Source organism: Methyloceanibacter methanicus, from assembly GCF_001723285.1.
Lineage (GTDB): Bacteria > Pseudomonadota > Alphaproteobacteria > Rhizobiales > Methyloligellaceae > Methyloceanibacter > Methyloceanibacter methanicus.
Genome location: NZ_LPWG01000012.1, coordinates 120,513 through 147,345, shown reverse-complemented (window position 1 = coordinate 147,345; position 26,833 = coordinate 120,513). Strand labels below are relative to the sequence as shown.

The 26,833-nt window shown below is 64.8% G+C and carries 30 protein-coding genes; 16 read left to right on the top strand and 14 right to left on the bottom strand.

Going from position 1 to position 26,833, the window contains the following annotated elements:
• The first annotated feature begins 1 nt into the window (after position 1).
• Positions 2–703, top strand: coding sequence for a DUF4336 domain-containing protein (locus tag AUC68_RS10370; RefSeq protein ID WP_069437575.1), 702 nt, complete (start codon positions 2–4; stop codon positions 701–703).
• A gap of 117 nt (positions 704–820) precedes the next feature.
• Here the strand turns inward: AUC68_RS10370 and AUC68_RS17800 are convergent, their stop codons facing one another.
• The 3 genes from AUC68_RS17800 to AUC68_RS10360 all read right to left on the bottom strand — a co-directional run bounded on the left by AUC68_RS17800 (position 821) and on the right by AUC68_RS10360 (position 2,326).
• Positions 821–1,273: a beta-ketoacyl-[acyl-carrier-protein] synthase family protein gene (locus AUC68_RS17800; protein WP_244500487.1), complete on the bottom strand. Its 453-nt coding sequence runs from the start codon at positions 1,271–1,273 to the stop codon at positions 821–823.
• 73 nt (positions 1,274–1,346) lie between these two features.
• A complete protein-coding gene (locus AUC68_RS17795) occupies positions 1,347–1,898 on the bottom strand; it encodes a beta-ketoacyl synthase N-terminal-like domain-containing protein (protein ID WP_244500506.1) in 552 nt (183 codons plus the stop codon).
• A 158-nt stretch (positions 1,899–2,056) separates the two neighbouring features.
• Positions 2,057–2,326: an acyl carrier protein gene (locus AUC68_RS10360; protein WP_045366578.1), complete on the bottom strand. Its 270-nt coding sequence runs from the start codon at positions 2,324–2,326 to the stop codon at positions 2,057–2,059.
• Between the two features lie 420 nt (positions 2,327–2,746).
• On the opposite strand from AUC68_RS10360, the gene AUC68_RS10355 reads away from it, so the two are divergent.
• The gene (locus tag AUC68_RS10355) at positions 2,747–4,396 is read left to right on the top strand and encodes a long-chain-fatty-acid--CoA ligase (RefSeq protein ID WP_244500486.1); all 1,650 of its coding nucleotides are present in this window, start codon (positions 2,747–2,749) and stop codon (positions 4,394–4,396) included.
• A gap of 94 nt (positions 4,397–4,490) precedes the next feature.
• Here the strand turns inward: AUC68_RS10355 and AUC68_RS10350 are convergent, their stop codons facing one another.
• From AUC68_RS10350 to AUC68_RS10335, 5 genes are all read right to left on the bottom strand, one after another.
• Complete coding sequence (locus AUC68_RS10350) at positions 4,491–5,540, bottom strand: DUF2147 domain-containing protein (RefSeq protein ID WP_158008293.1); 1,050 nt, start codon at positions 5,538–5,540, stop codon at positions 4,491–4,493.
• 171 nt (positions 5,541–5,711) lie between these two features.
• Complete coding sequence (locus tag AUC68_RS10345; protein WP_069437572.1) at positions 5,712–7,019, bottom strand: acetyl-CoA C-acetyltransferase; 1,308 nt, start codon at positions 7,017–7,019, stop codon at positions 5,712–5,714.
• 48 nt (positions 7,020–7,067) lie between these two features.
• Positions 7,068–7,286 carry a hypothetical protein gene (locus tag AUC68_RS17790; RefSeq protein WP_244500485.1) on the bottom strand — a complete coding sequence of 73 codons (219 nt, stop codon included), beginning with the start codon at positions 7,284–7,286 and terminating at the stop codon, positions 7,068–7,070.
• Positions 7,262–9,064, bottom strand: coding sequence for a 3-hydroxyacyl-CoA dehydrogenase NAD-binding domain-containing protein (locus tag AUC68_RS10340; RefSeq protein WP_244500484.1), 1,803 nt, complete (start codon positions 9,062–9,064; stop codon positions 7,262–7,264). The genes AUC68_RS17790 and AUC68_RS10340 overlap by 25 nt, the downstream gene beginning before the upstream one ends.
• Before the next feature lie 9 nt (positions 9,065–9,073).
• Positions 9,074–11,542, bottom strand: coding sequence for an acyl-CoA dehydrogenase (locus AUC68_RS10335; protein WP_083240626.1), 2,469 nt, complete (start codon positions 11,540–11,542; stop codon positions 9,074–9,076).
• Between the two features lie 317 nt (positions 11,543–11,859).
• On the opposite strand from AUC68_RS10335, the gene AUC68_RS10330 reads away from it, so the two are divergent.
• The 7 genes from AUC68_RS10330 (at position 11,860) to AUC68_RS10305 (ending at position 16,683) form a co-directional block, all read left to right on the top strand.
• The gene (locus AUC68_RS10330; RefSeq protein WP_069437571.1) at positions 11,860–12,102 is read left to right on the top strand and encodes a CDGSH iron-sulfur domain-containing protein; all 243 of its coding nucleotides are present in this window, start codon (positions 11,860–11,862) and stop codon (positions 12,100–12,102) included.
• A 157-nt stretch (positions 12,103–12,259) separates the two neighbouring features.
• On the top strand, positions 12,260–13,174 hold the full coding sequence (locus AUC68_RS10325; protein WP_069437570.1) for an ABC transporter permease subunit: 915 nt from the start codon (positions 12,260–12,262) through the stop codon (positions 13,172–13,174).
• A 3-nt stretch (positions 13,175–13,177) separates the two neighbouring features.
• Positions 13,178–13,342, top strand: coding sequence for a hypothetical protein (locus AUC68_RS16805; RefSeq protein WP_158008292.1), 165 nt, complete (start codon positions 13,178–13,180; stop codon positions 13,340–13,342).
• Positions 13,336–14,727, top strand: a complete 1,392-nt coding sequence (gene livM, locus AUC68_RS10320) for a high-affinity branched-chain amino acid ABC transporter permease LivM (RefSeq protein WP_244500483.1) — start codon at positions 13,336–13,338, stop codon at positions 14,725–14,727. The genes AUC68_RS16805 and livM overlap by 7 nt, the downstream gene beginning before the upstream one ends.
• Positions 14,724–15,578: an ABC transporter ATP-binding protein gene (locus AUC68_RS10315; protein ID WP_069437569.1), complete on the top strand. Its 855-nt coding sequence runs from the start codon at positions 14,724–14,726 to the stop codon at positions 15,576–15,578. Before livM ends, AUC68_RS10315 begins: the two co-directional genes overlap by 4 nt.
• Positions 15,575–16,324: an ABC transporter ATP-binding protein gene (locus AUC68_RS10310; RefSeq protein ID WP_069437568.1), complete on the top strand. Its 750-nt coding sequence runs from the start codon at positions 15,575–15,577 to the stop codon at positions 16,322–16,324. The genes AUC68_RS10315 and AUC68_RS10310 overlap by 4 nt, the downstream gene beginning before the upstream one ends.
• Positions 16,321–16,683, top strand: a complete 363-nt coding sequence (locus tag AUC68_RS10305; protein WP_244500482.1) for a DUF6867 family protein — start codon at positions 16,321–16,323, stop codon at positions 16,681–16,683. Before AUC68_RS10310 ends, AUC68_RS10305 begins: the two co-directional genes overlap by 4 nt.
• A 58-nt stretch (positions 16,684–16,741) precedes the next feature.
• On the opposite strand, the gene AUC68_RS18375 is transcribed toward AUC68_RS10305, so the two are convergent.
• A complete protein-coding gene (locus AUC68_RS18375; protein ID WP_342027477.1) occupies positions 16,742–16,978 on the bottom strand; it encodes a hypothetical protein in 237 nt (78 codons plus the stop codon).
• Here AUC68_RS18375 and AUC68_RS10300 point away from each other — a divergent pair.
• Positions 16,880–17,902: a branched-chain amino acid ABC transporter substrate-binding protein gene (locus AUC68_RS10300; RefSeq protein WP_342027480.1), complete on the top strand. Its 1,023-nt coding sequence runs from the start codon at positions 16,880–16,882 to the stop codon at positions 17,900–17,902. The genes AUC68_RS18375 and AUC68_RS10300 overlap by 99 nt on opposite strands.
• Before the next feature lie 14 nt (positions 17,903–17,916).
• On the opposite strand, the gene AUC68_RS10295 is transcribed toward AUC68_RS10300, so the two are convergent.
• Positions 17,917–18,126: a hypothetical protein gene (locus AUC68_RS10295; protein ID WP_069437789.1), complete on the bottom strand. Its 210-nt coding sequence runs from the start codon at positions 18,124–18,126 to the stop codon at positions 17,917–17,919.
• A 145-nt stretch (positions 18,127–18,271) separates the two neighbouring features.
• Here AUC68_RS10295 and AUC68_RS10290 point away from each other — a divergent pair, with 145 nt between their 5' ends.
• Together AUC68_RS10290 and purB are read left to right on the top strand one after the other, a co-directional pair.
• On the top strand, positions 18,272–18,760 hold the full coding sequence (locus tag AUC68_RS10290) for a hypothetical protein (protein ID WP_069437567.1): 489 nt from the start codon (positions 18,272–18,274) through the stop codon (positions 18,758–18,760).
• Positions 18,761–18,835: 75 nt separating this feature from the next.
• Positions 18,836–20,122: an adenylosuccinate lyase gene (purB, locus tag AUC68_RS10285; RefSeq protein ID WP_069437566.1), complete on the top strand. Its 1,287-nt coding sequence runs from the start codon at positions 18,836–18,838 to the stop codon at positions 20,120–20,122.
• Positions 20,123–20,179: 57 nt separating this feature from the next.
• Here purB and AUC68_RS10280 read toward each other — a convergent pair whose 3' ends face one another.
• From AUC68_RS10280 to AUC68_RS10265, 4 genes are all read right to left on the bottom strand, one after another.
• Positions 20,180–20,662 carry an SH3 domain-containing protein gene (locus AUC68_RS10280; protein WP_069437565.1) on the bottom strand — a complete coding sequence of 161 codons (483 nt, stop codon included), beginning with the start codon at positions 20,660–20,662 and terminating at the stop codon, positions 20,180–20,182.
• Between the two features lie 259 nt (positions 20,663–20,921).
• Positions 20,922–21,272 (bottom strand): excalibur calcium-binding domain-containing protein, encoded by a 351-nt coding sequence (locus tag AUC68_RS17235; RefSeq protein WP_244500481.1) that lies wholly within the window; start codon positions 21,270–21,272, stop codon positions 20,922–20,924.
• A gap of 74 nt (positions 21,273–21,346) precedes the next feature.
• Positions 21,347–22,105 (bottom strand): HpcH/HpaI aldolase family protein, encoded by a 759-nt coding sequence (locus AUC68_RS10270; protein WP_069437564.1) that lies wholly within the window; start codon positions 22,103–22,105, stop codon positions 21,347–21,349.
• A gap of 42 nt (positions 22,106–22,147) precedes the next feature.
• Positions 22,148–22,477 carry a DUF1476 domain-containing protein gene (locus AUC68_RS10265; protein ID WP_069437787.1) on the bottom strand — a complete coding sequence of 110 codons (330 nt, stop codon included), beginning with the start codon at positions 22,475–22,477 and terminating at the stop codon, positions 22,148–22,150.
• A gap of 304 nt (positions 22,478–22,781) precedes the next feature.
• Between AUC68_RS10265 and purC the strand changes: the two genes are divergently transcribed.
• The 4 genes from purC to purL are packed head-to-tail and all read left to right on the top strand — an operon-like array spanning position 22,782 to position 26,825.
• Positions 22,782–23,552, top strand: coding sequence for a phosphoribosylaminoimidazolesuccinocarboxamide synthase (gene purC, locus AUC68_RS10260; RefSeq protein ID WP_069437786.1), 771 nt, complete (start codon positions 22,782–22,784; stop codon positions 23,550–23,552).
• A 37-nt stretch (positions 23,553–23,589) separates the two neighbouring features.
• Positions 23,590–23,835 carry a phosphoribosylformylglycinamidine synthase subunit PurS gene (gene purS, locus AUC68_RS10255; protein ID WP_069437563.1) on the top strand — a complete coding sequence of 82 codons (246 nt, stop codon included), beginning with the start codon at positions 23,590–23,592 and terminating at the stop codon, positions 23,833–23,835.
• Between the two features lie 60 nt (positions 23,836–23,895).
• A complete protein-coding gene (gene purQ, locus AUC68_RS10250) occupies positions 23,896–24,603 on the top strand; it encodes a phosphoribosylformylglycinamidine synthase subunit PurQ (RefSeq protein ID WP_069437562.1) in 708 nt (235 codons plus the stop codon).
• A gap of 14 nt (positions 24,604–24,617) precedes the next feature.
• Positions 24,618–26,825: a phosphoribosylformylglycinamidine synthase subunit PurL gene (gene purL, locus AUC68_RS10245; protein WP_069437561.1), complete on the top strand. Its 2,208-nt coding sequence runs from the start codon at positions 24,618–24,620 to the stop codon at positions 26,823–26,825.
• The last annotated feature ends 8 nt before the right edge of the window (positions 26,826–26,833 follow it).

The window sequence follows — 26,833 nt, the reverse complement described above, 5'->3', positions numbered from 1 at the left end:
GATGCTGGAGCAAGTCGGCGATCGCTTGTGGCTGGCCGAAGGCCCGATCGTCGATTTCTACAGCTTCCCCTACCCGACCCGGATGGTGATCGCCCGGCTGGGCAACAACGATCTATGGGTATGGTCGCCGGTCAAGCTCGACGCCGCGCTCAAAGGCAAGGCCGATGCGTTAGGGCGCACCGCCCATCTCGTCAGCCCCAACAAGATCCATCACCTCTATTTGCCCGAATGGCACGCCGCCTATCCGGAGGCCAAGCTCTGGGGACCGGCCTCCACCATCGCGCGCTTTCCGGCGCTGCCCTTCGAACCGCCGCTTGAGGACAGCGTGCCGGCGGCCTGGCAACCGGACATCGATCAGGCCTGGTTCCGGGGGTCGATCATGATGGACGAGGTGGTGTTCTTTCACCGGCCGTCGCAAACCGCGATCCTGGCCGATCTCATCGAAGCCTTCAGCGCCGACTTTCTGAAAACGCACTGGTCGTGGTGGCAGCGTCCGCTCGCCGCCCTCGACGGCATCACCCTCAGCAAGCCCGGGCCCCCGCGCGAATGGCGGCTGTCCTTCACGACCCGCGCGCCGGCCCGCGCCGCCCGCGAGAAGGTTCTTGGCTGGCCCGCCGAACGCGTGGTCATGGCCCATGGCGAATGGCAGCGCGCGGACGGTCATGCGTTCTTGCAGCGCGCCTTCGCGTGGCTTGGCCGATAGACGTCGGCAGATAAAAACTGAACAGAGAGGCTGCGGACTTTGCCGGAGCGCCCTAAGCCGGCGCCGGGCCGAACACGAGCACGGCGTTCAGGCCGCCAAAGGCAAAGGAGTTGGACATCACGTAGTTGACGTCGCGCTTCTTGCCTTCATTCGGCGTGTAGTCCAGGTCGCATTCCGGGTCCGCCTCTTGGAGCCCGATCGTGGGCGGCACGAAATTCTCTTCCATCGCCTTGATGGAGCTGCCGCCTCGATCCCGCCGCAGGCGCCGAGCGTGTGCCCGTGCATGGACTTGGTCGACGAGACCGACAGATTGTTGGCCGCGTTGCCGAACACGTGCTTGATCGCCCGGGTCTCGTTGACGTCGTTGACGGCCGTCGCCGTCCCGTGAGCGTTGATGTAATCGATATCGGACGGCGCAAGCTGCGCATCGTCCAGCGCGATCTTCATGGCCGTCGAGGCGCCGTCGATGGACGGGTTCACCATGTCGGCCGCGTCCGCCGTCATGCCGAAACCCATGAGCTCGGCCAGGATCGGCGCGCCGCGCGCCTTGGCCTTCTCGTATTCTTCCAAAACGAGTATGCCCGACCCTTCGGCGAGAACCGTTCCGTTCCGCGTCTGGAGAAGGGAAACAACCCGTCGGGGCTCAAGACGCGCATGGCCTGCCAGGCGCGGGTGGCGCCCCAGTTGAGCGAGGCCTCCGCGGCGCGGCGATGCCGGTGTCGATCAGGCCGCTGCGAATCATCTGGTAAACGACACCGATCGAATGGGTCGCGGTCGAACAGGCGCTGACGACGCCGAAGGTCGGCCCCTTGATGCCGTATTCGATGCTGACATGGGCCGACGCGGACGAGCCGATCGCTTTCAGGAGCGTCAGCGGGTGGGTCGCGCGCTTGTTCTCCTTGAAGAGCATCTTGTAGGAGAATTCGAGCGTGGTCAGACCGCCGACGCCCGAACCGATGATGCACGCCGTACGATAGGCATCTTCATCGCTGATCGGCGTTTCGAGGCCGGACTGCTCGACGGCCTCGCGGGCCGCGCAGCCTGCATATTGCGAGTACTTGTCCGCCATCAGGAGCTGCTTGCTCAGCTCGCGCTCTCTGGGGTCGAAGTCGGGAACCTCACCGGCAATGGTGATGTAGAGCTCGTCGGTCTCGAAGCTCTGGACTTCGCGAATCCCGCAAGTGCCAGACTTCAGTCCCGACCAGAACTTTTCACGCCCGTACCCAAAGGCGTAACGACGCCCTGGCCAGTGACCACGACGCGCCTGCGTCCGTTAGACTGTGTCATGTAGTGCTAAGCCGTAACTCCAAGCCTGGCCGATACCCCGGAAAGCTCCCGAGCGGTTGGGCTGGTCTAAGCTGCTGCGCCCGAGGCCTTCGACTCTGCGATAATTCCCTTCACGCGATCGACAACCGAGCCGACCGTCGCAAATGCTTCGACTTCTTCGTTGGCATTATAGGGAATTTCGATTCCGAAGGTATCCTCAATATCAAAGACAATCACCGCCAGATCGAGGGACTCGATCTCCAGGTCGCTCAGAGGCGTCTCGAGCGTAACCTCCTTGGAAGGATCCTTCATATTCTTCCGCAGAATCTCAATGATCTTGGTGGCCACCTCGTCCATATCACTCTCCCTGCCCCGTTGAGGGGTCCGTATATAATGTTCCCTGGCTAAAACATAGCGAGTTCGAGGGCAAGTCAGGCAATGGAATAGACTTAAAAACAGGCCGAGTCCAGCCGCGCCATACTCGCTCGATGTCCGATACTATATGCTCTAATCGCTAACAAAATGGGCGTTTTTGCGCCTGCCCCCGCCTTCGTTTCAGCATAATCTGTGGGCCCCATATGTGCGTGAGCACGCGCTGTGCCAACCCCGTGTTACAATAATACAAGAATCGGGGCTTGCGGCGAATTGCCTCCCCGAAAGCATGGCGCGAGCCAGCTAACCCGCCGATTGGCAAGGCAAATTACTGTCACGCAGATGGCCGTCAAGGCAAATCCAGCGGCAATCGAGGCCGCAACGGCTCCCCGGGACCGACCGTGGTTGAAATCGTACCCGGCCGGCCTGTCCTGGACGGCCCGGTTCGAGCCGGGACTCGTCCACACCCTCCTGGACGAGGCAGTTCAGCGCCACGGCACAAGGGCCTGCACGTATTTCGAAGGCCGACGCCTCACCTATGCGGAAATCGGCGCACTGTCCGATCGGGCCGCGAAGGGCCTGGCCGCTCTCGGCGTGCGCGAGGGCACCCGAGTCGGACTGCTGCTGCCGAATTCTCCGACCTACCTGATCTACTACTTCGGGATACTCAAAGCCGGCGGGACGGTCGTGAACTTCAACCCGCTCTACAGCGTCGAGGAGATCGGGTTCCAGATTCGGGACAGCGGGACCGAGATCATGGTGACGCTCGACCTGGAGCTCCTTTTCGGGAAGATCGAGCCCCTGCTGGCCGACGGCAGGTTGCTGAAGGCCGTGGTCGCCGACTTCGCATCGCTGCTGCCGAAGCTGAAGCAGGTCGCGCTTAAGCTGACGCGCAAGGTCCGCCTCGCCAAGGTGGGCCGTTCGCGCCAGCGGCGCCAGATCGTCCGCGAGCGCGATCTTCTTGCCAATGACGGCCGCTTCACGCGGCCGGACGTCAAGCCCGAGGCCGTCGCCGTCCTGCAATATACGGGCGGCACGACGGGCACGCCCAAGGGCGCCATGCTCAGCCACGCCAACATCTTCATCAACACATCGCAGGTGCGGATGTGGGGCCAACGTCCTCCGGACGTCGTGGACCGGGTCGTGGGCGTGCTCCCGCTCTTCCACGTGTTCGCCATGACGACGGTGATGACCTTCGGGATCGCCAGCGGCATGGAGCTCATCCTCATGCCGAAATTCGAGCTGCGCCGGGTTCTGAAACTCATCGGCACGCTGCGCCCCACGGTGATGCCCGGCGTGCGAACCTTGTTTCAAGCGCTGCTGCATCACCGCAATATCGAGCGTTTCGACCTCAGTTCGCTGCAGTTCTGCATCTCGGGCGGCGCGGCCTTGCCGATGGAGGTCAAGAAGGGGTTCGAGAAGCTGATCGGCGGTTCGCTCGTGGAGGGCTACGGCCTCAGCGAAACCTCGCCGGTGGCCACGTGCAATCCGTTCGACTCGTGCAAGGACAGTTCGATCGGGCTCCCCCTGCCCCGCACCGACATCGCCATACGGTCGCTCGAGAACCCGGCCCAGGAGATGCCCATGGGCGAGCCGGGCGAGATCTGCATCTCCGGTCCGCAAGTCATGAGCGCCTATTGGAACAAGCCCGAGGAGACGGCGGAGGCGTTCGTCGGTCCGTTCTTCCGTACGGGAGACGTTGGCTACATGGACGAGGACGGCTTCATCTTCATCGTCGACCGCATCAAGGACATGATCAACAGCGCCGGCTTCAAGGTCTATCCGCGCCGCATCGAAGACGCTCTGTACGAACACCCGGCCGTCGCCGAATGCTGCGTCGTCGGTATCCCGGACGCCTATCGCGGCGAAGCGCCAAAGGCCTATGTCCGCCTGCACGAGGACAGCCTTGCGACGGTCGTCGACCTCATGACGTTCTTGCGGCCGAAGCTCTCAAAGCTCGAACTGCCGACGGCGATCGAGCTGCGCGACGAACTGCCAAAGACAATGATCGGCAAACTGTCGAAGAAGGCGCTGCGCGCCGAGAGGTCGGGCTAGAAGAGGCCGGGTTAGACCTGCGTCCGAACCGCACTGGCTCCGGCGGCATTGGCGCGGATGCCAAGCCATCGAGCCCGCGCTCGGCCCCCCGAACCTAACGCAGCCAGGGAATGAGATTATTCTGGCCTTGCGCCTGCAATTCCTTCAGACGCCTCTGACGGCGCAGTTGGCGCCGCTCCCGCCAGGTCAGCCTTTCGCCCTGGCCAGCTTCGATGTCCGCCTCCGTCTGCGGTTCGGCGTATTCCTCCGACGGCGGCGCTTCGGCAGATTGCGATGGCGCCGGCTCCGTTGCCGGGTCGGCCGTCTCCGTCTCCTGCGGCGCTGGCTCCGGCGCCTGTGCCGGGGGCACCGCGGCCTGCCGTCCTGCCGGCGCTTCTCGCGCGGGTGCCGGTGTCGAACGGGTGGCCGTTTGTGCGCTGCCGGACTCAAGCGGCGTCGCCATGGAGAACATGCTCGACACGCTCTCGCCGGAGAAACCCTCCGGGTCCTGTTTGGTCTTGGAGCCTTCGAGATATTGATAGCCCGGCTGCAGGTCCTGCTGCTCGGCAGGCGCGAGCACCTCGGCATTGGCCACACTGCTGGCCGAAGCGGCAGCGGTCGCTTCACTGTCCGAAGTGCCGCTGCGGGCCGACGTGTCGGCGCTGGCTTGTTTCGCTTCAGGCTCTGCCTTGGCCTCGACCTGAGGCTCCGGCTTCTTCTCCTCCTCGCGCGACGGCGGCGCGGACGTGCGCAACCAAACCTGTTCGCGGCAGAGGAAGGATGCGACGCACCCCTTCAGGACGATCTTCCCCGACGATACCAGCGTCACGGTCGCCGAATAGGTCTTGCCATCTTCCGGGTTGTAGACGGTGCCCTTCCACTGATTGGCACTCGCCTGCTGCATGCCCCGAATGATGTGCATGCCCTCGATGGTACGCCCCCGCAGAGACGGATTGACGTTCCGCACGTCCTGCAGCACGCGGCCTTTGCTGTCGCGGGGATTTTGCAGCCAGGCGATCTTCACGCAGATGGATCGGCCGCCGCAGCGATAGAGCTGCATCTTGGCCGGAAACTGACCTTGATTGGCCTTGCGCCAATAGCCGCTGGGATCGCCCGCCTGTGCACTGGTGGCGCTCGCCGGAAGCAAAGCGGCGGCCAGGCCCAAACCGATCGCCGCAGAGAAAACATGGTGCCGCATAAGAACCTCCGTCATGGGTCAGACGCGGATCGCGAGCCGCGCCTCGGCAGTGTCACAGTTACTCCCTGTCCCCGACGGGCCTCGTTGGACCCGGCACTTGATCCGGCGGTGGAGCACTTAGATTCGTGCGCTCTCGTTCTATACCGCACCCGCCGGGCTTGGCGTTCCGACCCCTTCCAGGATCGCGGCGACGCCCATGCCTCCGGCGGTACACACTGAAATCAAACCTCTTTTACGACCTCCATTATGCAGGAGTTTGGCTAAAACTGCCAGGATTCGCGCCCCTGTGGCGGCAAAAGGGTGCCCGATCGCGATTGACGAGCCCTCGACGTTCAACTTCGTCCTGTCGATCGAGCCCAAAGGCGCGTCCCGCCCCAACCTGTCGCGGCAATAAGTCTCCGACTCCCATGCCTTCAACGTCGCGAGTACCTGTGCAGCAAAAGCTTCGTGAATCTCGTAATAGTCGAAGTCTTGAAGAGCAAGGCCAGCTTGCTGCAGCAGGTCGCTAACAGCAACAGTCGGCGCCATCAAGAGCCCTTCACCTTCGACATAGTCTACGGCAGAAGTACGACCCAAAGTTAAATAAGCCTGAACCGGAATTCCGCGGGAATCCGCCCATTCTTCGCTCGCCAGGAGCGCCGTGGCGGCGCCGTCCGTTAACGGTGTCGAATTCGCGGCCGTAATGGTGCCGCCCTGCTTGTCGAAGACCGGCTTCAGCTCGGCTATCTTCTCAAGCGAAATGTCCTCGCGGATATTGTTGTCGCGGAACACGCCGGCGCACGGGATCACGAGATCGTCCATGAAGCCGCTGTCATAGGCGGCGGCGGCCTTCTTGTGGCTCTCGTAGGCGAGAAGATCCTGGTCCTCGCGGGAGATGCCCCATTCCTTGGCCATCAGCTCGCAATGCTCACCCATGCCGAGGCCGGTGCGCGGTTCGCGCGTATCGGGCGGGAGCGGCGCGAGTTCGCCGGGGCTCATGCCCTTGAACGCGGCGAGGCGCTGGCCCCAGCTCTTGGCCCGGGACGCTGCGACGAGGCGCTTGGCGAATTTCTTCTGGAACACGATCGGCGCATCGCTCGTCGTGTCGGAGCCCATGGCGATCCCGCACTCGATCTGGCCGGTCGCGATCTTGGCCGCGAGGCCGAGCGCCCCCTGAAGGCTGGTGCCGCAGGCTTGCATCATGGTGATGCCCGGCGTGGTCTGCGCCAAGGGGCTGCCGATGACCGCTTCGCGGGCGAGGTTCCAATCCTTGGCGTGGGTGACCACCGCGCCGCCCACCACCTCGTCGATATGCGCCCCGCCCAACGAGAAGCGCTCGGCGAGCCCGGTCAGCGCCGTCGTCAGCATGTCGAGATTGGAAAGTTCCGCATACGCCGTATGGGACCGGCAGAACGGGGTCCTGACACCGCCCAATACCGCAACGCGACGCAATTCCGTTTTCGTCATCTCGTTCCTTCCGGCCCTATGCGCATCATCTGCAGCATCATGTGTGCGTCATGCCGCGGCCTGGTCGGACCCGGCGGCGTCCTTGGTCTTGGCGTAATGGAGCGGGCCGCCGCGGAACGGCGCGAACCCGGTGCCGAAGATGACCCCGGCATCGACGTGATCGGCGTCGGCGACCACGCCTTCGGCCTCCGCGCGCGCGGCTTCCGCCAGGAGCGGCGCGACCAGCTTCTCGCCCAAGCGCGTCAGCTCCGTATCGGAGAAGTCCATGGGCTCGCGCTTCGGCTTGCCATCCTCCCATTCGTAGAGCCCCGCCCCGTCTTCTTGCCGAGCTTGCCTTGGCTGACGAGACTGGCGAGGACGTTGTCGCGGGAGCCTTCGCCCTCAGGGGCCAGGGACAGTTCCTCGCCCACCTTGTTGCAGATATCGAGGCCGACCATGTCCATCAGCTCCATGGGGCCCATGGGCATGCCGAATTTCAACGCGGCTTGGTCGATCTTCTCGCGCGGCTGGCCCTCCTGATAGAGCCGCACGGCTTCCATCATGTAGGGCGCGAGCACGCGGTTCACGAGGAAGCCCGGGCAGCTCTTGACGATCAGCGGAAGCTTGTTGATCGCCGTCACGAAGGCGCAAGCCTTGCCGATCTCCTCCGCGCGGGTCGCGTCGCCCCGGACCACCTCGACCAGCGGCAGCTGGGCCACGGGATTGAAGAAGTGAATGCCGACGAGGCGCCCCGGGTCCTTCAGCGGCGCGGCGATCTCCTCGAGCTTCAGCGACGAGGTGTTCGTCGCCAGCACCGCGCCGGGCTTGGCCTTGCCTTCGATGTCCACGAAGAGCGTCTGCTTCACGTCGAGCCTTTCGGCGACGGCCTCGATGATCACGTCCGCATGTTTGATCTGCTTGCCGTCCGGGTCCGCGATCAGGCGCGCCACGGCGGAGTCGAAGGCGGTCTTGCCGCGCACGCGCTTCTTGAAGAGCTTCGTCGCCCGCGACAGCGCCTTGCCGATCTGCGCTTCGTCGAGATCCTGCAGGCTCGCCTGCATGCCGCACGCGACGCACCAGGCGGCGATGTCGCCGCCCATGGTTCCGGCGCCGATGACGTGCACCTTGCGCGGCTTGAAGGCGTCCTTCGGCGCATCGGCCTTCAGCATCTCCGACAGCTTGAACACGCGGCGGAGATTGCGCGAGGCATCGCTCACCATCAGCGGCGCGAACATCTCCGTCTCTGCGAGGCGCATCGCTTCGGGATCGTCGCCGCAGGTCTCGAACAGGTCGATCAGCCGGAACGGGGCGGGATAGTGCTCCTCGCGTACCTTCGCCGCGGTCTTCTCGCGCATCTGCTTGGCAAGGAGGCCGCGCACCGGCTGCTTCGCCATGAGCTTCTTCCACCAGGGCGCGCCCTTGGACCGGAGCTTCTTGAGGACCGCCTTGCGCGCGGCCCATCTGAGATTATGCCGTGTGGGGACGAGTTGATCGACGAGCCCCATGGCGCGAGCGGCGGTCGGGCGCAGCATCTTGCCCGTGAGCATGGCGGTCATCCCGTCGAGCGGCCCCGCCGAGCGAATGGCGCGAACGGTCCCGTTCAGGCCGGGGAAGATGCCGAGCTTGACTTCGGGAAAGCCGAGCCGCGTCCCCTCCTCGCGATCGGCGATGCGGTAGTGGCAGGCCAGCGCCAGCTCCAGCCCGCCGCCGAGGCAATAGCCGTGAATGGCCGCAACCACGGGCACGGGCAGGTTCTCGATGCGATCGAACAGCGCCAGCGTCTGCTTCACCGCGTCCTTGATCTTCTCCTCGGTGTCGTAGCCGTCGAACTCGTTGATGTCGGCGCCGGCGATGAAGCTCGTGTCCTTGGCGCTGATCAGGACCAGGCCCTTGATCTCGCCCGCCTCGGCCCCCTCGACGGCGGAGACGATCTTCTCCAGCTCCTCGGTGGGGCGGCGCCCCAGCGCGTTCATGCTCTCGCCCTCGCGATCGGCGATGGCCCAGGCGATGCGCTCGAAGTCGACCGCGAACGTCCAGTCTTTCAGCTCGGGAATGGTGATGGGCATGAGGGCGTTCTACTCGGCGGCCAGGTGCTGATTGGAAGAGGCGCCGGACCGCCCGTTGCGGGCAAGGTCCTCGGCCGGGAACTCGTCCACGGCGATAACGCGGGCGACGAGGTCGCGCAAGTCCGCCAGCTCGCGGGCTTCCTCGGCGCTCAGGATGTTTTTCGTTTCCGCCTCCTTGATCCAGTCGCGATCATGGAAGCGTTGCACCTCGCCCTTGCGGATCGCGCGCTCCAGTTTCTTCTCCGCCTCCTCGTTGGCGATGGTCTTCGCAAGCGCCAGTTCGAGCAGACCCACCGCCTCGTCCGGATCCTCGGACAGGTAGATCTCGCGGGTCAGACGGTCCCGGAACGCGCCCGGCTCCAGGGCCTGACGCACGATGGCCTTGGCGTCCTTGTCCGGCGCGGGGCGCCGCGCGCCGAAAGGCAGCACCAGCGGCCCCATGATCCAGGCCGCCCAACGGACCGGGAAGTTGTCCATCACGCCGCGCAGGGCAATATCGAACCGCGCCAGGCAATTCTGCGCGCAATAGTCCACGAGCTTGCGGTCCGCCCATTGGCGTCCGTCGTCCTGGTAGCGTTTGAGGATCGACGACAGCAGATAGAGTTCCGCCAGCGCGTCGGCCATGCGGCCGGTGATCTTCTGCTTGGTCTTCAGGCCGCCGCCGAGCAACGCGACGGTCGTGTCGGCGACGAGCGCGAACGACCGGGCGGCGCGCGACAACTGCTTCCACCAGCGCTTCGTCTCGCCCGCATCCACGGGCGCGGCGGCGAAGAACCCCAACGTCGCGTTATGGAACAGCGCCCCGTCGCGTTCGAAAACAGGAAGGCCCGGTGATCGTCGAACACGGTCTCGAAGCGGTCGAGGCCCGCGCGCGCGGCCCTCGTCGTTCAGCGCCTCGATCTCGGCGAGCAGATAAGGATGGCTGCGCAGTGCCCCTTGGGCAAAGACGATCAGCGAGCGCGTCAGGATATTCGCGCCTTCCACGGTGATGCCCACGGGTACCATCTGATAGGCGCTCTGCAGATAGTTCGACGGGCCGTCGCAAATGCCCCGTCCGCCATGGATGTCGAGCGCATCGTTCACGGATCCGCGCATGCGCGCGGTCGACATGTATTTCAGCAAGGCCGAAATCACCGCGGGCTTCTCGCCGGCGGAGACCATGGACGCGGTGACGGCGCGGGCCGCTTCCAGCCCATAAGCATTCTCGACGATGCGGGCGAGCGGCTCCTCGACCCCCTCCATGAAGCCGATCGGCAATCCGAACTGCTTGCGCACACGTGCATAAGCGGTGCTGTGCCGCGCCACGGCCTTGGCCGCGGCTGCGCTCGTGGCGGGCAGCGAGATCGAGCGCCCGGCCGCGAGACATTCCATCAGCATGCGCCAGCCCTGGCCCGCGCGGTCAGGGCCGCCGATGATCCACTCCATGGGAATGAAGACGTCGCGCCCCCGCGTCGGACCGTTGGGAAAGGCGGCACCCGAAGGCAGATGTCGGCGTCCGGTCTCGACGCCCGGATGGTCGGTCGGAATCAGCCCAAGGGTGATGCCGATCTCCTCGCCCTGCCCCAGATGATTGTCCGGGTCCAACAACCGGAACGCGAGACCGAGCAGCGTGGCCTTGGGCGCGAGCGTGATGTAGCGCTTGTCCCAGGTGAGGCTGACGCCGAGCGTCTCAACGCCGCCATGCATGCCCTTGGTGACGATGCCCACGTCGCGCATGGACGCCGCATCCGATCCGGAGAACGGCCCGGTGAGCGCGAAGCACGGGATCTCCGCGCCCTTGGCCAGGCGCGGCAGGTAGTGCGCCTTCTGCTGCGCCGTACCGTATTTCTCGATGAGCTCGCCGGGCCCGAGCGAATTCGGCACCATCACGATGATGCAGACGTCCGGACTCTTGGTCGAGATCTTGCCGAGCACGAGCGATTGCGCCTGCGCCGAAAAGCCGAGCCCGCCATGCTCCTTGGAAATGAGCATGCCGAGAAAGCCCTTCTCGCGGACGAACTGCCAGATCTCCTCGGGGATGTCGTGCAGGTCGTGGCGGATGTGCCAATCATCGATCTTCCGGCACAATTCCTCCGTGGGCCCATCCAGAAACGCGCGCTCCTCGTCGGTCAGCGTGAGCGGCGCGACGTTGCGGAGTTTCGCGAAGTTGGGGCGCCCGCTGAAGAGTTCGGCGTCCCAGCCGGTCGTGCCCGCTTCGAGCGCCTCCCGCTCGGTCTTCGAGATGGAGGGCATCGCGCCCTTCAAGGCCCCGAAGACCGGTTTGGTGATGTAGGTGCGCTTCACGCCCGGCAGGCCCAAGGCATAAAGCAGCCCGGCCACGATCCATCCGGCGAAGGACCAGAGCGGGAATCCGAAGGTGATTTGAAGAGCCAGCGTGTAGATCGCAACGGCGACCGCCCACGTCCGGAAAGAGGCACGGTTCATCGCCAGCGCGAAAAACAGCGCCAGCGCCAAAAGTGCAAAGATCAGTTCAGCCACGGGTGGCCTCCAGATTCGCCACGCCCCCGCTGCGCCCACGCGCCGCTTTCGCCTGCGCTGCCGCCCTTAGGGAATCGGACGGCGCAGGCCGAAAACAGCCGCCTGCCCTTAATGATGCGGATGGGCGTCGGACTCAAGGGGTCTTCCAAAAAATCGTTTCCTTGCGCGGATTCGCGCGAACGGCTGACTCAGCTCAGACCAAAGCCCAAGAAACCAAACGCCTTCTTAAGGCACCCGGCGCCGCTTCCTTGTCACCCCATGCCGAATTGGCTAAGCAGGATCAGGCTACTGGGTGATACATAAGCTGGGAAAGTTAAATGACCGAAGAGCCGGAACGCCCACAGCTCAACCCCTATCAAGTTGAGCTCGAAGAGGGCAAACGCTACGCGTGGTGCCGCTGCGGACGCAGCAAGAAGCAACCTTTTTGCGACGGCTCCCATGCGGGCACGGGCATCGAGCCTTTGATGTTCACCGCCGAGCGCACGGAAACGGCGCTACTGTGTGGCTGCAAGGACACGGGCGACCCGCCCTATTGCGACGGTTCGCACCTGTTGCTCTGAATTTGGGCATGCACAGGACATGCCCTTCTTGCTAGAAAGATAAGGACGTAGCGCGCGGGCCCGCGTTTCGCTCGCCTGGGGGCGTGCACGCATGGGGCGCACGCGCATCTCCTTATGAGTCTGCATAGCCCAACGGGGGAAGGCGCGGCAGGCATCCATGGCTTATTTCCTGCAGCAGCTGATCAACGGCGTGACACTGGGCTCGATCTACGGCCTGATCGCCATCGGCTATACGATGGTGTACGGCATCATCGGCATGATCAACTTCGCCCATGGCGACATCTTCATGGTCGGAGCGTTCATCGCCTTGATTGCGTTTCTCGCGCTCACCGCCATCGGCGTCACCGCAATTCCGCTGGCCCTGCTTCTCGTTCTCATCATCGCCATCGGGCTCACCTCAGTCTGGGGCTGGACCGTTGAGCGGGTCGCCTATCGGCCCTTGCGGGAGTCCTTCCGCCTCGCCCCGCTCATCACGGCGATCGGCATGTCGATCGTGTTGCAGAACTTCATCCAGATCGCGCAAGGCGCGCGGGTGAAGCCGCTCCAGCCCGTGATCACCGGCGGCTACGAGCTGTTCAAGCAGGGCTCGTTCACGGTCATCGTGTCGAACATCCAGATCCTGATCGTCGCGACCACGGTTCTGGTGATGGGCGCCTTCTGGCTCCTGATCAACCGGACGGCGCTCGGACGGTCGCAGCGCGCGTGCGAGCAGGACCGGCTGATGGCCGCGCTGTCCGGCGTGGACGTGGACCGCACCATTTCGCTGACCTTCGTGCTGGGAGCCGGCCTCGCCGCCGTCGCCGGACTGCTTTATCTCCTCTATTACGGCGTGATCGATTTCTTCATCGGCTTCATCGTCGGCATCAAGGCGTTCACGGCGGCGGTGTTCGGCGGCATCGGCTCCATTCCCGGCGCGATGCTGGGCGGCCTCGTCATCGGTCTGATCGAGACGTTCTGGTCCGCCTATTTCACCATCGAGTACAAGGATGTGGCGGCGTTCTCGATGCTCGCCATCGTCCTCATCTTCTTCCCGACGGGTCTGCTGGGCCGGCCCGAGGTCGAAAAGGTGTAACGCTTGGCGGAAACCGGCAAAACCCGCGGCCAGAAATTTGTCTCGGCACTGAGCGATTCCGCGCTCGCCGCGATCATTGCCTTCGCGCTGTTCTCGCTGCTTCTGGGCTTGCGCACCGTGGACGGCGCGACGGGCCTGACGCTGGAGCCCGGCCGGGCCTGTTGCTGACGGTCGTCGCCATCGTGTTCTTCGGCCGCCTCGCGCTGAACCTGTTCGTGTGGCAGGCCGAGTATCCGCTCGCCGCGCCGTTTGCCAAACTCTTCACGTCCGAGCCGTTCGAACGACGCGACCTCGTGACATATGCGGTGACCTGTATCTTCGGCGCGGCGTGGATCGTCACGGGACTCGTGCTGGAGGAGGCGGTTTACGGCGTCCTCGGAACGGTCGTGCTCCTGTTCGTGGGACTCGGCCTGTTGCGCCGGGCGATCCTGCAACGGTTTCCGGACCTGCCCTACGCGCAGATCTTCATCGCGTGCGGCATCGCCTTCGCGCTGTTCTTTCCGATCGTATCCTATGCACTGGAGTCCGTCTTTCACCTGGGCCTGCCGCTCCGCTACTGGTTCGACCTGTCCATCCTGATCCTCACCTATGTGATGCTGGGCTGGGGGCTGAACATCGTGGTGGGGCTCGCAGGCCTCCTCGACCTCGGTTATGTGGCCTTCTACGCCGTCGGCGCTTACACCTTCGCGCTGCTGGCGACCCATTTCGGTTTCGGATTTTGGATGTGCCTTCCCATCGCCGGCGCGGCGGCCGCGCTCTGGGGCGTCATTCTCGGATTTCCGGTTTTGAGGCTTCGGGGCGACTATCTCGCCATCGTCACCTTGGCCTTCGGCGAGATCGTCCGCATCGTCCTGCTCAACTGGACCGAGGTGACCGGCGGTCCGAACGGCATCGCGGGCATTCCGAAGCCGACATTTTTCGGCCTGCCCTTCTCGCCGTTCGCCGAAGGCATGACCTTCAGCAAGTTCTTCGGCGTGCCGTATGACGGCCTCTACGCGCTGATCTTCCTCTATTACGTCATTCTGGTTCTGGCTCTTCTCACCAATCTCGTGACCTTGCGTCTGCGGCGCCTGCCCGTGGGACGAGCCTGGGAGGCCATGCGCGAGGACGAGATCGCCTGCCGCTCGCTCGGCATCAACACGACACTGACCAAGCTCAGCGCGTTTGCGACCGGTGCCATGTTCGGCGGACTGGCGGGCTGCTTCTTCGCGACCCGGCAGGGCTTCGTCAGCCCGGAGAGCTTCACCTTCATCGAGTCCGCGATCATTCTCGCCATTGTCGTCCTCGGCGGCATGGGCAGCCAGCTCGGCGTCGCCATCGCGGCCGTGGTCATGGTCGGCGGCTTCGAAGCGCTGCGCCATACCGCCGGACTTCAGGCGATCTTCGGCGACGAGTTCGACCCGGCCCTCTACCGCATGCTGCTGTTCGGCATCGCCATGGTGGGCATCATGGTGTGGCGGCCGCGGGGGCTCGTGTCCTCCCGCGCGCCCACAATCGCGCTTGGCGATGCGGACACCATTTCCGGCGATCTCGTGCGGCAGGGGCGCGGATGAGCGAAGGCGGCGCCAAACCCTGGGACACCGACCCGATCCTCCGCGTGGAGCACCTGACCATGCGGTTCGGGGGGCTGACGGCCGTGGACGATGTGTCCTTCTCCGTGGGGCGCGAGGACATCACCGCGCTGATCGGCCCCAACGGCGCCGGCAAGACCACGGTCTTCAATTGCATCACCGGGTTCTACAAGCCGACGGAAGGCATGCTGACGCTCGATGCCGACGGCGGCGATCCGTTCTATCTGGAGCGCCTGTCCGACTACGAGATCAACGCGGACGCCCGCGTGGCCCGGACGTTTCAGAACATCCGCCTGTTTCCCGGCATGACGGTTCTGGAGAATCTCCTTGTCGCGCAACACAACGTGCTGTCGCGCGCCTCCGGGTTCTCCTTCGGGGCCATTCTCGGCCTCGGCCAGTTCGGCCGCGCCGAACAGGACGCCGTCGATCTTGCGCGATCCTGGCTCGACCGGATCGGTCTCTTACCCCGCGCCGACGAAGCGGCGGGCGGCCTTCCCTACGGCGATCAGCGGCGGCTCGAGATCGCGCGCGCCATGTGCACGAGGCCCAAGCTCCTGTGCCTCGACGAGCCCGCGGCCGGCCTCAACGCGCGGGAGAGCGAGGCGTTGAACGCGCTGCTCCAGACGATCCGCGAGACGGACGGCACCGCGATCTTCCTCATCGAGCACGATATGAGCGTGGTCATGCGGATCTCCGACCACGTCATCGTGCTCGACTACGGGAAGAAGATCGCCGACGGCACCCCGAGCGACGTGCGCAACGACCCGCATGTGATCGCGGCCTATCTCGGCGTGTCGGACGAGGACGCGCAAGCGCTGGAGGCCCGGCCATGAGCGCGTCCCTGCTGGCCCTCGAGAGCGTCACGGCCGCCTATGGCCGGCTGCCCGTCCTGCACGATGTCAGCCTCCAGGTCCGGCCGGGCGATATCGTCTCCCTGATCGGCGCCAACGGGGCCGGCAAGTCGACGACCATGATGACCATCTGCGGTCGGCCGCGGGCAAGCCGAGGCCGCGTGCTCTTCGACGGCGCGGACATCACCCGCTGCCCGACCCACGAGATCGCGCGGCTCGGCATTTGCCAGGCGCCGGAAGGGCGCCGCATCTTCGGACGCATGACGGTGATGGAGAACCTGCAAATGGGCGCCATCGTCGCGAACGCACCCGACGGGTTCGAGGCCGACCTCGCGCGCGTGTTCGCCCTCTTCCCGCGGCTGAAGGACCGGGCCAGTCAGCGCGGCGGCACGCTCTCCGGCGGCGAACAGCAAATGCTCGCCATCGCCCGCGCCCTGATGGGCCGGCCGAAACTTCTCTTGCTCGACGAACCTTCGCTCGGTCTGGCCCCGCTCGTGGTGAAACAGATCTTCGAGGCGATCAAAGCCCTCAACGCGGACGGTCTGACCGTATTCTTAGTGGAACAGAACGCCTATCACGCCCTCAAGCTCGCCGACCGCGGCTACGTGATGGTCAACGGACGCATCACCATGACCGGGACAGGCGCGGAGCTGCTGGCCTCCGAAGACGTGCGCAGCGCCTATCTCGACGGGGCCGCGAGCGAGGCCGAGGAGCCGGTCTCATCGTGAGCACGCTCGCCCAGACGATAACCCCCTGGATCACCGACGACGGCTTGCGCGTCTTCGTCGTCCTGACGCTGCTCATCGGCGGCGGCGCCGCGTTCCTGTCGGGACGCGGCCTGGCGCGGGCTTGGAGACCTCTCTGGCGGCTCTTGTTCTACATGGCGCTGCTCGCCGCGGCGGTGCGGTTCTTCAACTACGCCCTGTTCGACGGAACGCTGCTGTCCCCCTACTACTACGCGGTCGCCTATGGGGTACTGTTGGCGGCGGGGCTGCTCGGCTACCGCACCATGCGCACGACGCAGATGGTGACGCAGTATCACTGGCTCTACGAACGGACGAGCCCGCTCACTTGGAAGGCCCGGTAGCCTGGAGGCCCCGGCCGCTTGGCGTAGGCGCGCGCCTTCACTACGTTAGGGACGCCACTCACCGAAGGAAGACCGGCATGATGCGTTTGATTTCCCTGCTCGCCGTTGCCGCCTGCGGCCTCGCGCTCGCGGCCTGCAAAGGCGAGGACGATCCCGACGTCATCAACGTGGCGGTGGCCGGTCCCCAGACCGGCCAATACGCCTCGTTCGGCACCCAGATGACGGCGGGCGGCGAGACGGTCGTCGCCGATATCACGCCGCCGGCGGCGTTCTCGGCAAGACGCTCAAACTGCATATCGGCGACGATGCCTGCGACCCCAAACAGGCCGTCGCGGTCGCGAACCAGATGGCCGGCGACAACGTCGCACTGGTGGCCGGGCATTTCTGCTCCGGCTCGTCGATCCCCGCGGCAAACGTCTATGCCGAAAGCAATCTCGTGATGATCTCGCCCGCGTCCACCAGCCCGGTTCTGACGGACCAGCGCGCGGGACCGAACATCTACCGCGTGTGCGGCCGCGACGATAAGCAGGGCGAGGTCGCGGGCGCCTATCTCGCCGAGCATTTCGGCGACAAGAACATCGCCATCATCGACGACAAGACGGCCTATGGGCGCGGCCTCGCCAACGAGGTGAAGAAGGCGCTGAACGCGGCCGGGGTCCAGGAAGTGTTCCGGGAATCCATCACGGCCGGCGAGAAGGATTATTCGGCGCTCGTGTCCAAGCTGAAGCTCGCCGGCGTGGATGCGCTGTTCCTCGGCGGCTATCACACCGAGGCCGGGCTCATCTTGCGCCAGATGCGCGACCAGGACATGGATACGGTCCTGATGGGTGGCGACGCGCTCGTGACCCAGGAATATTGGTCCATCACGGGCCCGGCCGGTGAAGGCACCGTGATGACCTTCTCGCCCGATCCGAGGCGCAATCCGGCCGCGGCGGATGTGGTCAAGCGCTTGAAGGCGCAAGGCATCGAGCCGGAAGGCTACCTGCTCTACACCTATGCGGCCATCCAGGCCTGGGCGGAAGCGGCCGAGAAGGCGGGCACGACCGACGCGCCGGCCGTGGTCGCGGCGCTGAACGACGCCACGATCAAGTCGGTGATCGGCGATTTCCAGTTCAACGACAAGGGCGATCCGAGCCTGCCGCCTTATGCGGTCTATCGCTGGTCGAACGGGGCCTACGCGCAGATCGACCAGGCGCCGGATGGAACGCCCGCGGACTAGGCGCCCGCGCCGCGCTAACCCTTCTTCGGCGCTTGCGCCGCAGCGAATTCGGCTTCCAGCTCTTCTTCGAGCCGCACCAGGTCCTCGGGCACGGGCATGCCGAAGGCCCGCATCTCGTTCAGCTTTTCCCGAATCTGCATATAGAGCTCGTGGCGATCCTCAGGCTGGTTTTCCATCTGATTGATCAGAAGCGCGAGTTCTGCCTTCAGGTCCTCGAATGCCATGAGCCGGCTGCCTTTCTCTTTTTGGGAGGCGGATCGGACCACAAAGCGTGCAGAGCGGCAAGCCCGCGTGTCACCGTCCATTGCAGTCCGGGCGTTTCCCTTGCATATTCCCCCTGCAATCGAGTGTTCGGAGGGGGAAGCTGCGATGGAAAAGCTGACATTCAGCAAGGTGGTCGGGTTCATTCTCGCGGCGGCTTTCGCGATCGTGATCGGGGTGTCGACCTGGGCCCTCATGGTCGGCGACTATATGAACACGGTGGTGACCCCGCAGACCCAGCACACGGTTCGCATTGTCGGCTTTGCCGGCCTGCTCGCAGCCTTGGTGACCTGGTGGTGCCAGCGCTTCGTGGCCCATCGCGGCTTCGTCATGCGGACGCTGTTCGCCCTCTTCATCTTCCTGGTGGCGTTCTGCAGCTTCGGCGGTTTCCTGCGCTTCGCCTATATCCATGCGATGTATCCGAGCCAGGCCGATTGGTCACTCGGCGGCCTGTACGGGGCATCGGTGAACGACTTCTACACGTTCCTGCTGGACATGCTGCTGCCGCCACGGCTCGGCTTCGCGGCCCTCGCTGTCGGCGCGGCCGTTTACGTCGCTCTGTTCGGCACGCGCGAGCCTCGGACCGTCGAGCTCTAGATTCCAAACGAAACCGGAGCCCCGGCCGGCCCCTCTTTCGCCAGGCCCCGGGGACCGGGAAAGGCCTGAACCTTTATGATTCCGCGCTATAGCCGCCCCCAGATGACAGCCATCTGGGAGCCCGAGAACAAGTTCCGCATCTGGCTCGAGATCGAGGTGACGGCCGCCGAGGCCATGGCCGAGCTCGGGCTCATTCCCAAGGCGGCGGCGGAAGCGGCAAGGGCCCGCGGCGGTTTCGACATCGACCGGATCGACGAGATCGAACGGGAGGTGAAGCACGACGTGATCGCCTTCCTCACCTCCGTGGCCGAGCATGTGGGCCCCGAGGCCCGTTACCTCCACGCCGGGCTCACCTCCTCCGACGTGCTCGATACCTGCTTCAACGTGCAGCTCACGGAAGCGGCGGACATTCTCATCGCCGATCTCGACGGGCTGCTCGCGGCGTCAAGCGCCCAAGCACAAGCACACGATCACGGTCGGGCGCAGCACGGCATTCATGCCGAGCCGACCACGTTCGGGCTGAAGCTGGCCCAGGCCTATGCCGAGTTCGACCGCAACCGCGCGCGGATGGTCCAGGCGCGCGCGGAAGTCGCCACCTGCGCCATCTCGGGCGCCGTCGGCACGTTCGCCCATGTGGATCCGCGCATCGAAGCCTATGTGGCCGAGAAACTTGGCCTCCGGCCTGAGCCGATCTCCACACAGGTGATCCCGCGGGACCGGCACGCGGCCTTCTTCGCGACGCTTGCGGTCATCGCCAGCTCCGTGGAGCGGCTCGCCACCGAGATCCGCCATCTCCAGCGCACCGAAGTGCTCGAAGCGGAGGAGTTCTTCTCCAAGGGGCAGAAGGGCTCGTCCGCCATGCCCCATAAGCGCAATCCGGTTCTGTCGGAAAACCTGACCGGGCTCGCCCGCATCGTGCGCGGCTACGCGATCCCGGCCATGGAGAACGTGGCGCTGTGGCACGAACGGGACATCTCGCACTCGTCCGTCGAGCGGATGATCGGCCCCGACGCGACCGTGACGCTCGATTTCGCGCTGGCGCGCCTTACCGGCGTGATCGAGGGCTTGATGGTCTATCCGGAACGCATGCAGGCCAATATGGACCGGCTGGGCGGGCTCATTCACTCCCAGCGCGTCTTGCTGGCGCTGACCAATGCGGGTGTCTCACGCGAAGACGCCTATCGCCTGGTTCAGCGCAACGCGATGAAGGTCTGGCAGGAAAACAAGGACTTCCTCACCGAGCTCCTGGCCGATCCGGACGTGACGGCTGCGCTGTCCGAAGAGACGATCCGCGATCAGTTCGACCTCGGCTATCACACCAAGCATGTGGACGAGATTTTCGCCCGCGTGTTCGGAGACTAGCCCCTCACCCCATTCCCAGACGGACCGCCCCTGGCCTGCCGCTGCGGCGATGCCCCGCTATTCCGGGTCGCGCAAGGAGGCGGCGGCGGCACTCGTGTCGATATAGCCGATGGGGCCGGCGTCGTAGCCCGCCGAGCCCCGGAAGATATTCGGCACGTAGCGGTAGCGGTCGCGCTCCTGGGCCATCATCAGGAATCGGCGGCGGTAGAATTTCGGCGAGATCGCCGTGTAGGGCGGCATGTCGAAATACCAGTCGGCCTTGGCGTAGTAGCCGGCCCGGTACGGGTAGTCCGGGAAGACCGGCCAGACCTCGGGCACCACCGATTCGGCATACTCGGCATAGCCAAGCGCCAGGCCTCGCTGGCTGGCATAGCCCTTCCGGCCGCGCCAGACCACGCCGCACCAGCCCTCGCGGCAGCCCTTGACCTTGACCGGATCGCCGGCGGGCATGGTCGCGATGCGGGCATAGCCGGTGCCCGGACCGTCGCGGAGGTTCAGGGCCGTCGCCGTGCTCGCCTCGGTCGCGAGCGCGCCGGCCATGGGCCATAAAAGAGCGACAAAACCTGCAATAACGACCCTAAGTCCGAAGCCCATTCCATCCACCCGTTATGCCCGCGCAAACCGCAGGTTCGATGGGGCATAGTGGCATAAGCCCCTCGCAAATCCAGCCCTTGTCGGTGTGCGCGGCGCATATGCCTCGGGCGCTGGTGCAAGGATGCAACGCTCGCGACGTCCAGGGCCGTGCGGAAAATAGCGGAATCCTTTGAGCGGCTTGGGGGGTGGCCCTTGAGAGTCCGACTCAACGGCAGAGCCCTTCGCATGGAATGCCGTCCCCGTCGCGATCGAGGGAGCGGACGCCGCACTTTTCGAGATGGAACCGCGCCTCCGCGCAACTGTCCATTTCCGAGCAGGTCCGTTTGGCGCCGCAGGCGTAAGAGGGCGGCAAAAGGCTCTGGGCCTGCTGAGCGCCGAGACGCCGGTCCATGGTTTGGCGGTCCTTGCCGCACAGCGTCTCGCAAGGAATGCCGTCGCCATCGCCGTCGAGCCGCCCTCGACCGCAATCCCGGAGGTAGTGCACGGCTTCGGCGCAGCTCGCCATCTCGCCGCAGGTGCGTTTGGGCCCGCAGCTCATCCCTGCTGTGGGAGGCAAGACGATTAGGCTTGCGATGCCGAGACTGGCGACATGGCGCGAAACTACAATCATTCCGCGAGATTAGCGGATATTCACCTTCCTGGCGAAACCGCTGCCAGCGTACCCGCCGCGGCGGATGTCAGCCAGCCGGCGTCGGTGCCGATGGCCACCACGTCCCAGCCTTCCTTGATGCGGGGCTTGGCGAAGTCGATGTCGTTGCAGAAGATCAGCGTCATGACGCCGTGCTCGCGGGACTTGGCCAGAACCTCGGCCATGGCCTCCTGGATCTCCTTGGCCCAGATGTCGAGTTTGCCGGTCAGCGCCACCGACAGGTCGTTCGGGCCGAGACACACCATGTCCACGCCCTTGAGCCCGAGGATGGCGTCGAGCTCTCGAAGCGCGCCTTTGGTCTCGATCTGCGGACAGGCGATGGTGAAGCGGTTGGCGGTCTTGAAGTAATCGCCGGGCACGCCGATCTTGGCCCGGTACGGCCCCCAGCTGCGAATGCCTCTTGGGGGATATTTCACGGCCCGAACAAAGGCTTCCGCCTCGTCCACGCCATTGATGAGCGGGCACATGATCCCTTGCGCGCCCGCATCTAGGGCCCGGCCCACAAGACCGGGATCGTTGTTGGCCACGCGCACGATGGCCGGCAGGCCCGCGGCCTTCGCGGCCGTGAGGCAGGACAGCAGGGTCTCGTTCCCGCCCGCCCCGTGCTGCTGGTCGATTGTGACGCAGTCCCAGCCCGCCTCGCCGATCAGTTCGACCGCAAGCGGGTCGTTCAGCATCGACCAGGCGTTGAAAAGCGTCTGCCGCTTCCTGGCGGCGCTGCGGAAGAGGTCCTTGGCCATGTGTCTCCCGGCCTTTCGGAGGCGTTTCGGACCGAAAGGCCGCTAGGCCTTGGCTTCGGCTTCGATTTGACGCACCGCCTCGGTCATGAAGTCCGCCATGGCGCGGCGGATCTGATGGTCCGACTGGTCGACGCTCTTGCCGTCGAAATCGGCGCGGATCTTGCGGAAAACGTCCTCTTCGCCCGGCTCCTCCAGGTCCGCTTTCACCACTTCGCGGGCATAGGTCTGGGCATCGTCCCCGGAAAGCCCCATTTTTTCAGCGGCCCAAAGGCCCAGGAGCTTGTTCCGGCGGGCCGTGGACTTGAACTGCAACTCCTCGTCGAGGGCGAATTTCTTCTCGTAACTCTTTTCGCGATCGTTAAAGCTCGTCATCGGCGCGACCTCCAAAGCCCCGCCAATCGCGGAGCGCCGTCTTTAAATTATGGGGGGAAACCCGGCTTTCAAGGGCGGGTGATAGCCAAGAAACCGGCGCAAATCAACAAATCCCGTGAGGCGCCGAAAGGCATTGCGCGGCCTCTCGGCCCGTTGTACCCCCTTCCCCCATACGCTAATCTCGACACGAGATTTCTATATCGATTCCAGCGATGGCGATTCTGACTTGGCGCGCGGCAGGGGGTTCCCGTCTCCCGCGCGCTTGGCGTTTGACAGTCATGAGCAGCTCAAAGAGGAACCCAACATGAACCGTCGCCGGCGCGTCTACGAAGGCAAGGCCAAGATCCTCTACGAAGGGCCAGAGCCCGGCACCCTCGTCCAGCATTTCAAGGACGACGCAACCGCGTTCAACAACAAGAAGCACGACCGCATCGAGGGCAAGGGCGTCCTCAACAACCGCATCTCGGAATATATCTTCGAGCGGCTGAACGAGATCGGCGTGCCCACCCATTTCATGAAGCGCCTCAATATGCGCGAGCAGCTCATCCGCGAGGTGGAAATCATTCCGCTCGAAGTGGTGATCCGCAACGTCGCCGCGGGCTCGCTGTCGAAGCGCCTCGGTCTCGAAGAAGGGACCACCCTGCCCCGCTCGATCGTGGAGTTCTACTACAAGGCCGACGAACTGGACGACCCGATGGTCTCCGAAGAGCACATCACGGCCTTCGGCTGGGCCTCACCGCCCGAGCTCGACGACATCATGTCGCTCGCGCTGCGCATCAACGACTTCCTGACGGGCCTGTTCCTCGGCGTCGGCATCCGCTTGGTCGACTTCAAGATCGAGTTCGGCCGTTTGTGGGAAGGCGACCAGATGCGCATCGTGCTTGCCGACGAGATTTCCCCGGATTGCTGCCGCCTCTGGGACATCGACACGCAAGACAAGCTCGACAAGGATCGCTTCCGCCGCGACATGGGCGGGCTGGTCGAGGCCTATCAGGAGGTGGCGCGCCGTCTGGGGCTGCACACCGAGAACCCGACGCCCGGCCGGAGCGGCCCCGTCCTGGTGCAATCCAAATAGGCGTCGCGAAGCGCGCGCCGAAAACGCGAAGGAAGCCATGAAGGCTCGCATCACCATCACGCTGAAACCCGGCGTGCTCGACCCGCAAGGCAAAGCCATCGAAGGTGCGCTGCACGCGCTCGGCTTTGGCGGCGTCGAAGGCGTTCGTCAGGGAAAGTTCATCGAGGTCGAAGTGGCGGAAAGCGATCCGGCCCGCGCCCGCGAAGAAATCGAACGCATGTGCAAGCAGCTTCTCGCAAACACCATCATCGAGAACTATGCCTATGAGCTCGAGGCGGCGTAACCCGCGCGCCTTACGCGCAAGAGAGACCTTCTCCAAGCGAAGCGAGGCCCTTCGAGACTCATGAAAGCAAGCGTGATCGTTTTTCCGGGATCGAATTGCGACCGCGATGCCGCTGTCGCCTTGCAAGGTGCCATGACGGCCATGGGCGATAAGGGCGCCGCACCGACGATGGTGTGGCACGGCGACTCCGAGCTGCCCGACAGCGATCTGATCCTGCTTCCCGGCGGCTTTTCCTATGGCGACTATTTGCGCTCCGGCGCCATGGCGGCGCACTCGCCGATCATGCGCGAAGTGGTGCGCCGCGCCAAAGCGGGCACGCCGGTGCTCGGCATTTGCAACGGCTTCCAGGTCCTCACCGAGGCGGGGCTCCTGCCCGGCGTCTTGATGCGAAACGCGACCTTGCGCTTCATCTGCAAGGACGTGCTGCTGCGGGTGGAGCGCGACGACACGCCGTTCACCAGCCACTACAAGCAGGACCAGGTGGTGCGATTTCCGATCGCCCACAAGGACGGATGCTATTTCGCGGACGCCGGGACGCTGTATCTGCTGGAAAACGAGAACCGCATCGCCTTCCGCTATTGCGAGGCGGACGGAGCGGTCACGGAGGCGGCGAACCCAAACGGCTCGTCGGGCAATATTGCGGGCATCTTCAACGAGACCGGCACCGTGCTGGGGATGATGCCGCATCCCGAACGGCTGATCGATCCGGCTCTGTCCGGCACCGACGGCATCCACATGTTCTCCTCACTCGTGGAGGCTCTCCATTGAGCGGCGCCGCCGAAATGGCGTCCGAAGCGCCGGCACTCTCCGTTGACCTGATCGCCGAGCACGGCATCAGCCCGGACGAGTATGAGCGTCTCCTGAAGGAGCTCGGACGCGAGCCGACCTTGACGGAGCTCGGCGTGTTCTCCGTGATGTGGTCGGAACACTGCTCCTACAAATCCTCCCGCGTGTGGCTGAAGAAGCTGCCCACCACCGGCCCGCAAGTGATCCAGGGCCCGGGCGAGAACGCGGGCGTTGTGAGCCTTGGCGATGGCCAGGCGGCCGTCTTCAAGATGGAGAGCCACAACCACCCCTCCTATATCGAGCCCTATCAGGGCGCGGCCACGGGCGTCGGCGGCATCATGCGCGATGTGTTCACCATGGGCGCGCGCCCCATCGCCAACATGAACGCGCTGCGGTTCGGCAGTCCCGGCCATCCCAGACCCCGGCATCTGGTTGCGGGCGTGGTCTCCGGGATCGGCGATTACGGCAACTGCATGGGCGTGCCGACCATTGGCGGCGAGACCAATTTCGACCCCCGCTACAACGACAACATCCTGGTCAACGCCATGTGCGTCGGGCTTGTCGACGCCGACCGCATCTTCAAGTCCGCGGCGAAAGGCGTCGGGCTGCCCGTCGTCTATGTGGGCTCCAAGACCGGCCGCGACGGCATTCACGGCGCGACCATGGCCTCGGCTGAGTTCGACGAAGCCTCCGAAGAGAAGCGCCCCACGGTGCAGGTGGGCGATCCCTTCACCGAGAAGCTGCTGCTGGAGGCCTGCCTCGAACTGATGACCGAGGACGTCATCATCGCCATCCAGGACATGGGCGCGGCCGGGCTCACCTCCTCGTCGGTCGAAATGGCCGACAAAGGCGGCGTCGGTATCGATCTCGACCTCGACAAGGTTCCAATGCGCGAAGAGGGCATGACCGCCTATGAGATGCTCCTGTCGGAGAGCCAGGAGCGCATGCTCATGGTGCTGAAGCCGGGATCGGAGCCCGTGGCCGAACGCATCTTCACGAAATGGGAGCTCGATTTCGCGGTGATCGGCAAGACCACCGACACCGGTCATTTCGTGGCGCGTCACAACGGCGTCGTCGAAGCGGACATTCCCCTGCCCGCCCTCGCCCATGCGGCGCCGATCTACGAGCGGCCCTTCGAGAAGCGCGAGACGCTGCCGACCATCGCGCCGGAGGACGTGAAAGCCCCGCCCAGCATCCTGAGCGCGCTGGAACGCCTGCTCGGCTCGCCGCATCTTTCGTCCCGGCGCTGGATCTACGAGCAATACGACCACATGGTCATGGGCGACACGGTGCAGCGGCCCGGCGGCGATGCGGGCGCGGTTCGCGTTCATGGGACCGACAAGGGCCTCGCCGTCTCCTGCGACGTCACCCCGCGCTACTGCGCGGCCGACCCGTTCGAAGGCGGCAAGCAAGCCGTCGCCGAATGCTGGCGCAATCTCACCGCCACCGGGGCCAAGCCGCTGGCCATCACCGACTGCCTAAATTTCGGCAATCCGGAGCGGCCCGAGATCATGGGCGAGTTCGTGGGCGCGATCGAGGGCATGGCGGAGGCCTGCACGGCTCTTCATTTCCCCGTCGTGTCCGGGAACGTGTCGCTCTACAACGAGACCAACGGCGTTGCGATTCCGCCGACCCCGGCCGTGGGTGGCGTCGGGTTGATCGCCGATATCGCCGAAATGGCGGACATGGCGCTCAAGGCCGACGGGGATGTGATCTTGCTCCTTGGCAGCGAGACTGGTCACCTCGGCCAATCGATCTATATGTCCGTCATGGAAGATCGCCTGGATGGCGCCCCGCCTCCGGTCGACCTGGCGCGCGAGCGCTCGGTTGGTGACCTGATCCGCGGCTTTATCAAGGCCGGCACGGTCGACGCGGTTCACGACGTCAGCGACGGCGGGCTGCTCGTGGCAATCGCCGAAATGGCGCTGGCCGGCAAACGCGGCGTAGACTTGGAAGCCGCGCCGGACGAACTTCCGGCCCATGCGGTTTGGTTCGGCGAGGACCAGGCCCGCTATGTGGTCACCACGACGCCGGATAAGGTCGACACGATCGTGGACGTGGCTGCGGTTTATGACGTGCCGGTCCGCGTGCTCGGAACGGTCGGCGGCGACACGTTCACCTTGTCCGGCGAGGCACCGCTTCCGCTCGGGATGCTGCGCGCGGCCCATGAAGATTGGTTGCCGCGCTTTATGACGCGGCGCTAAGATCAGGG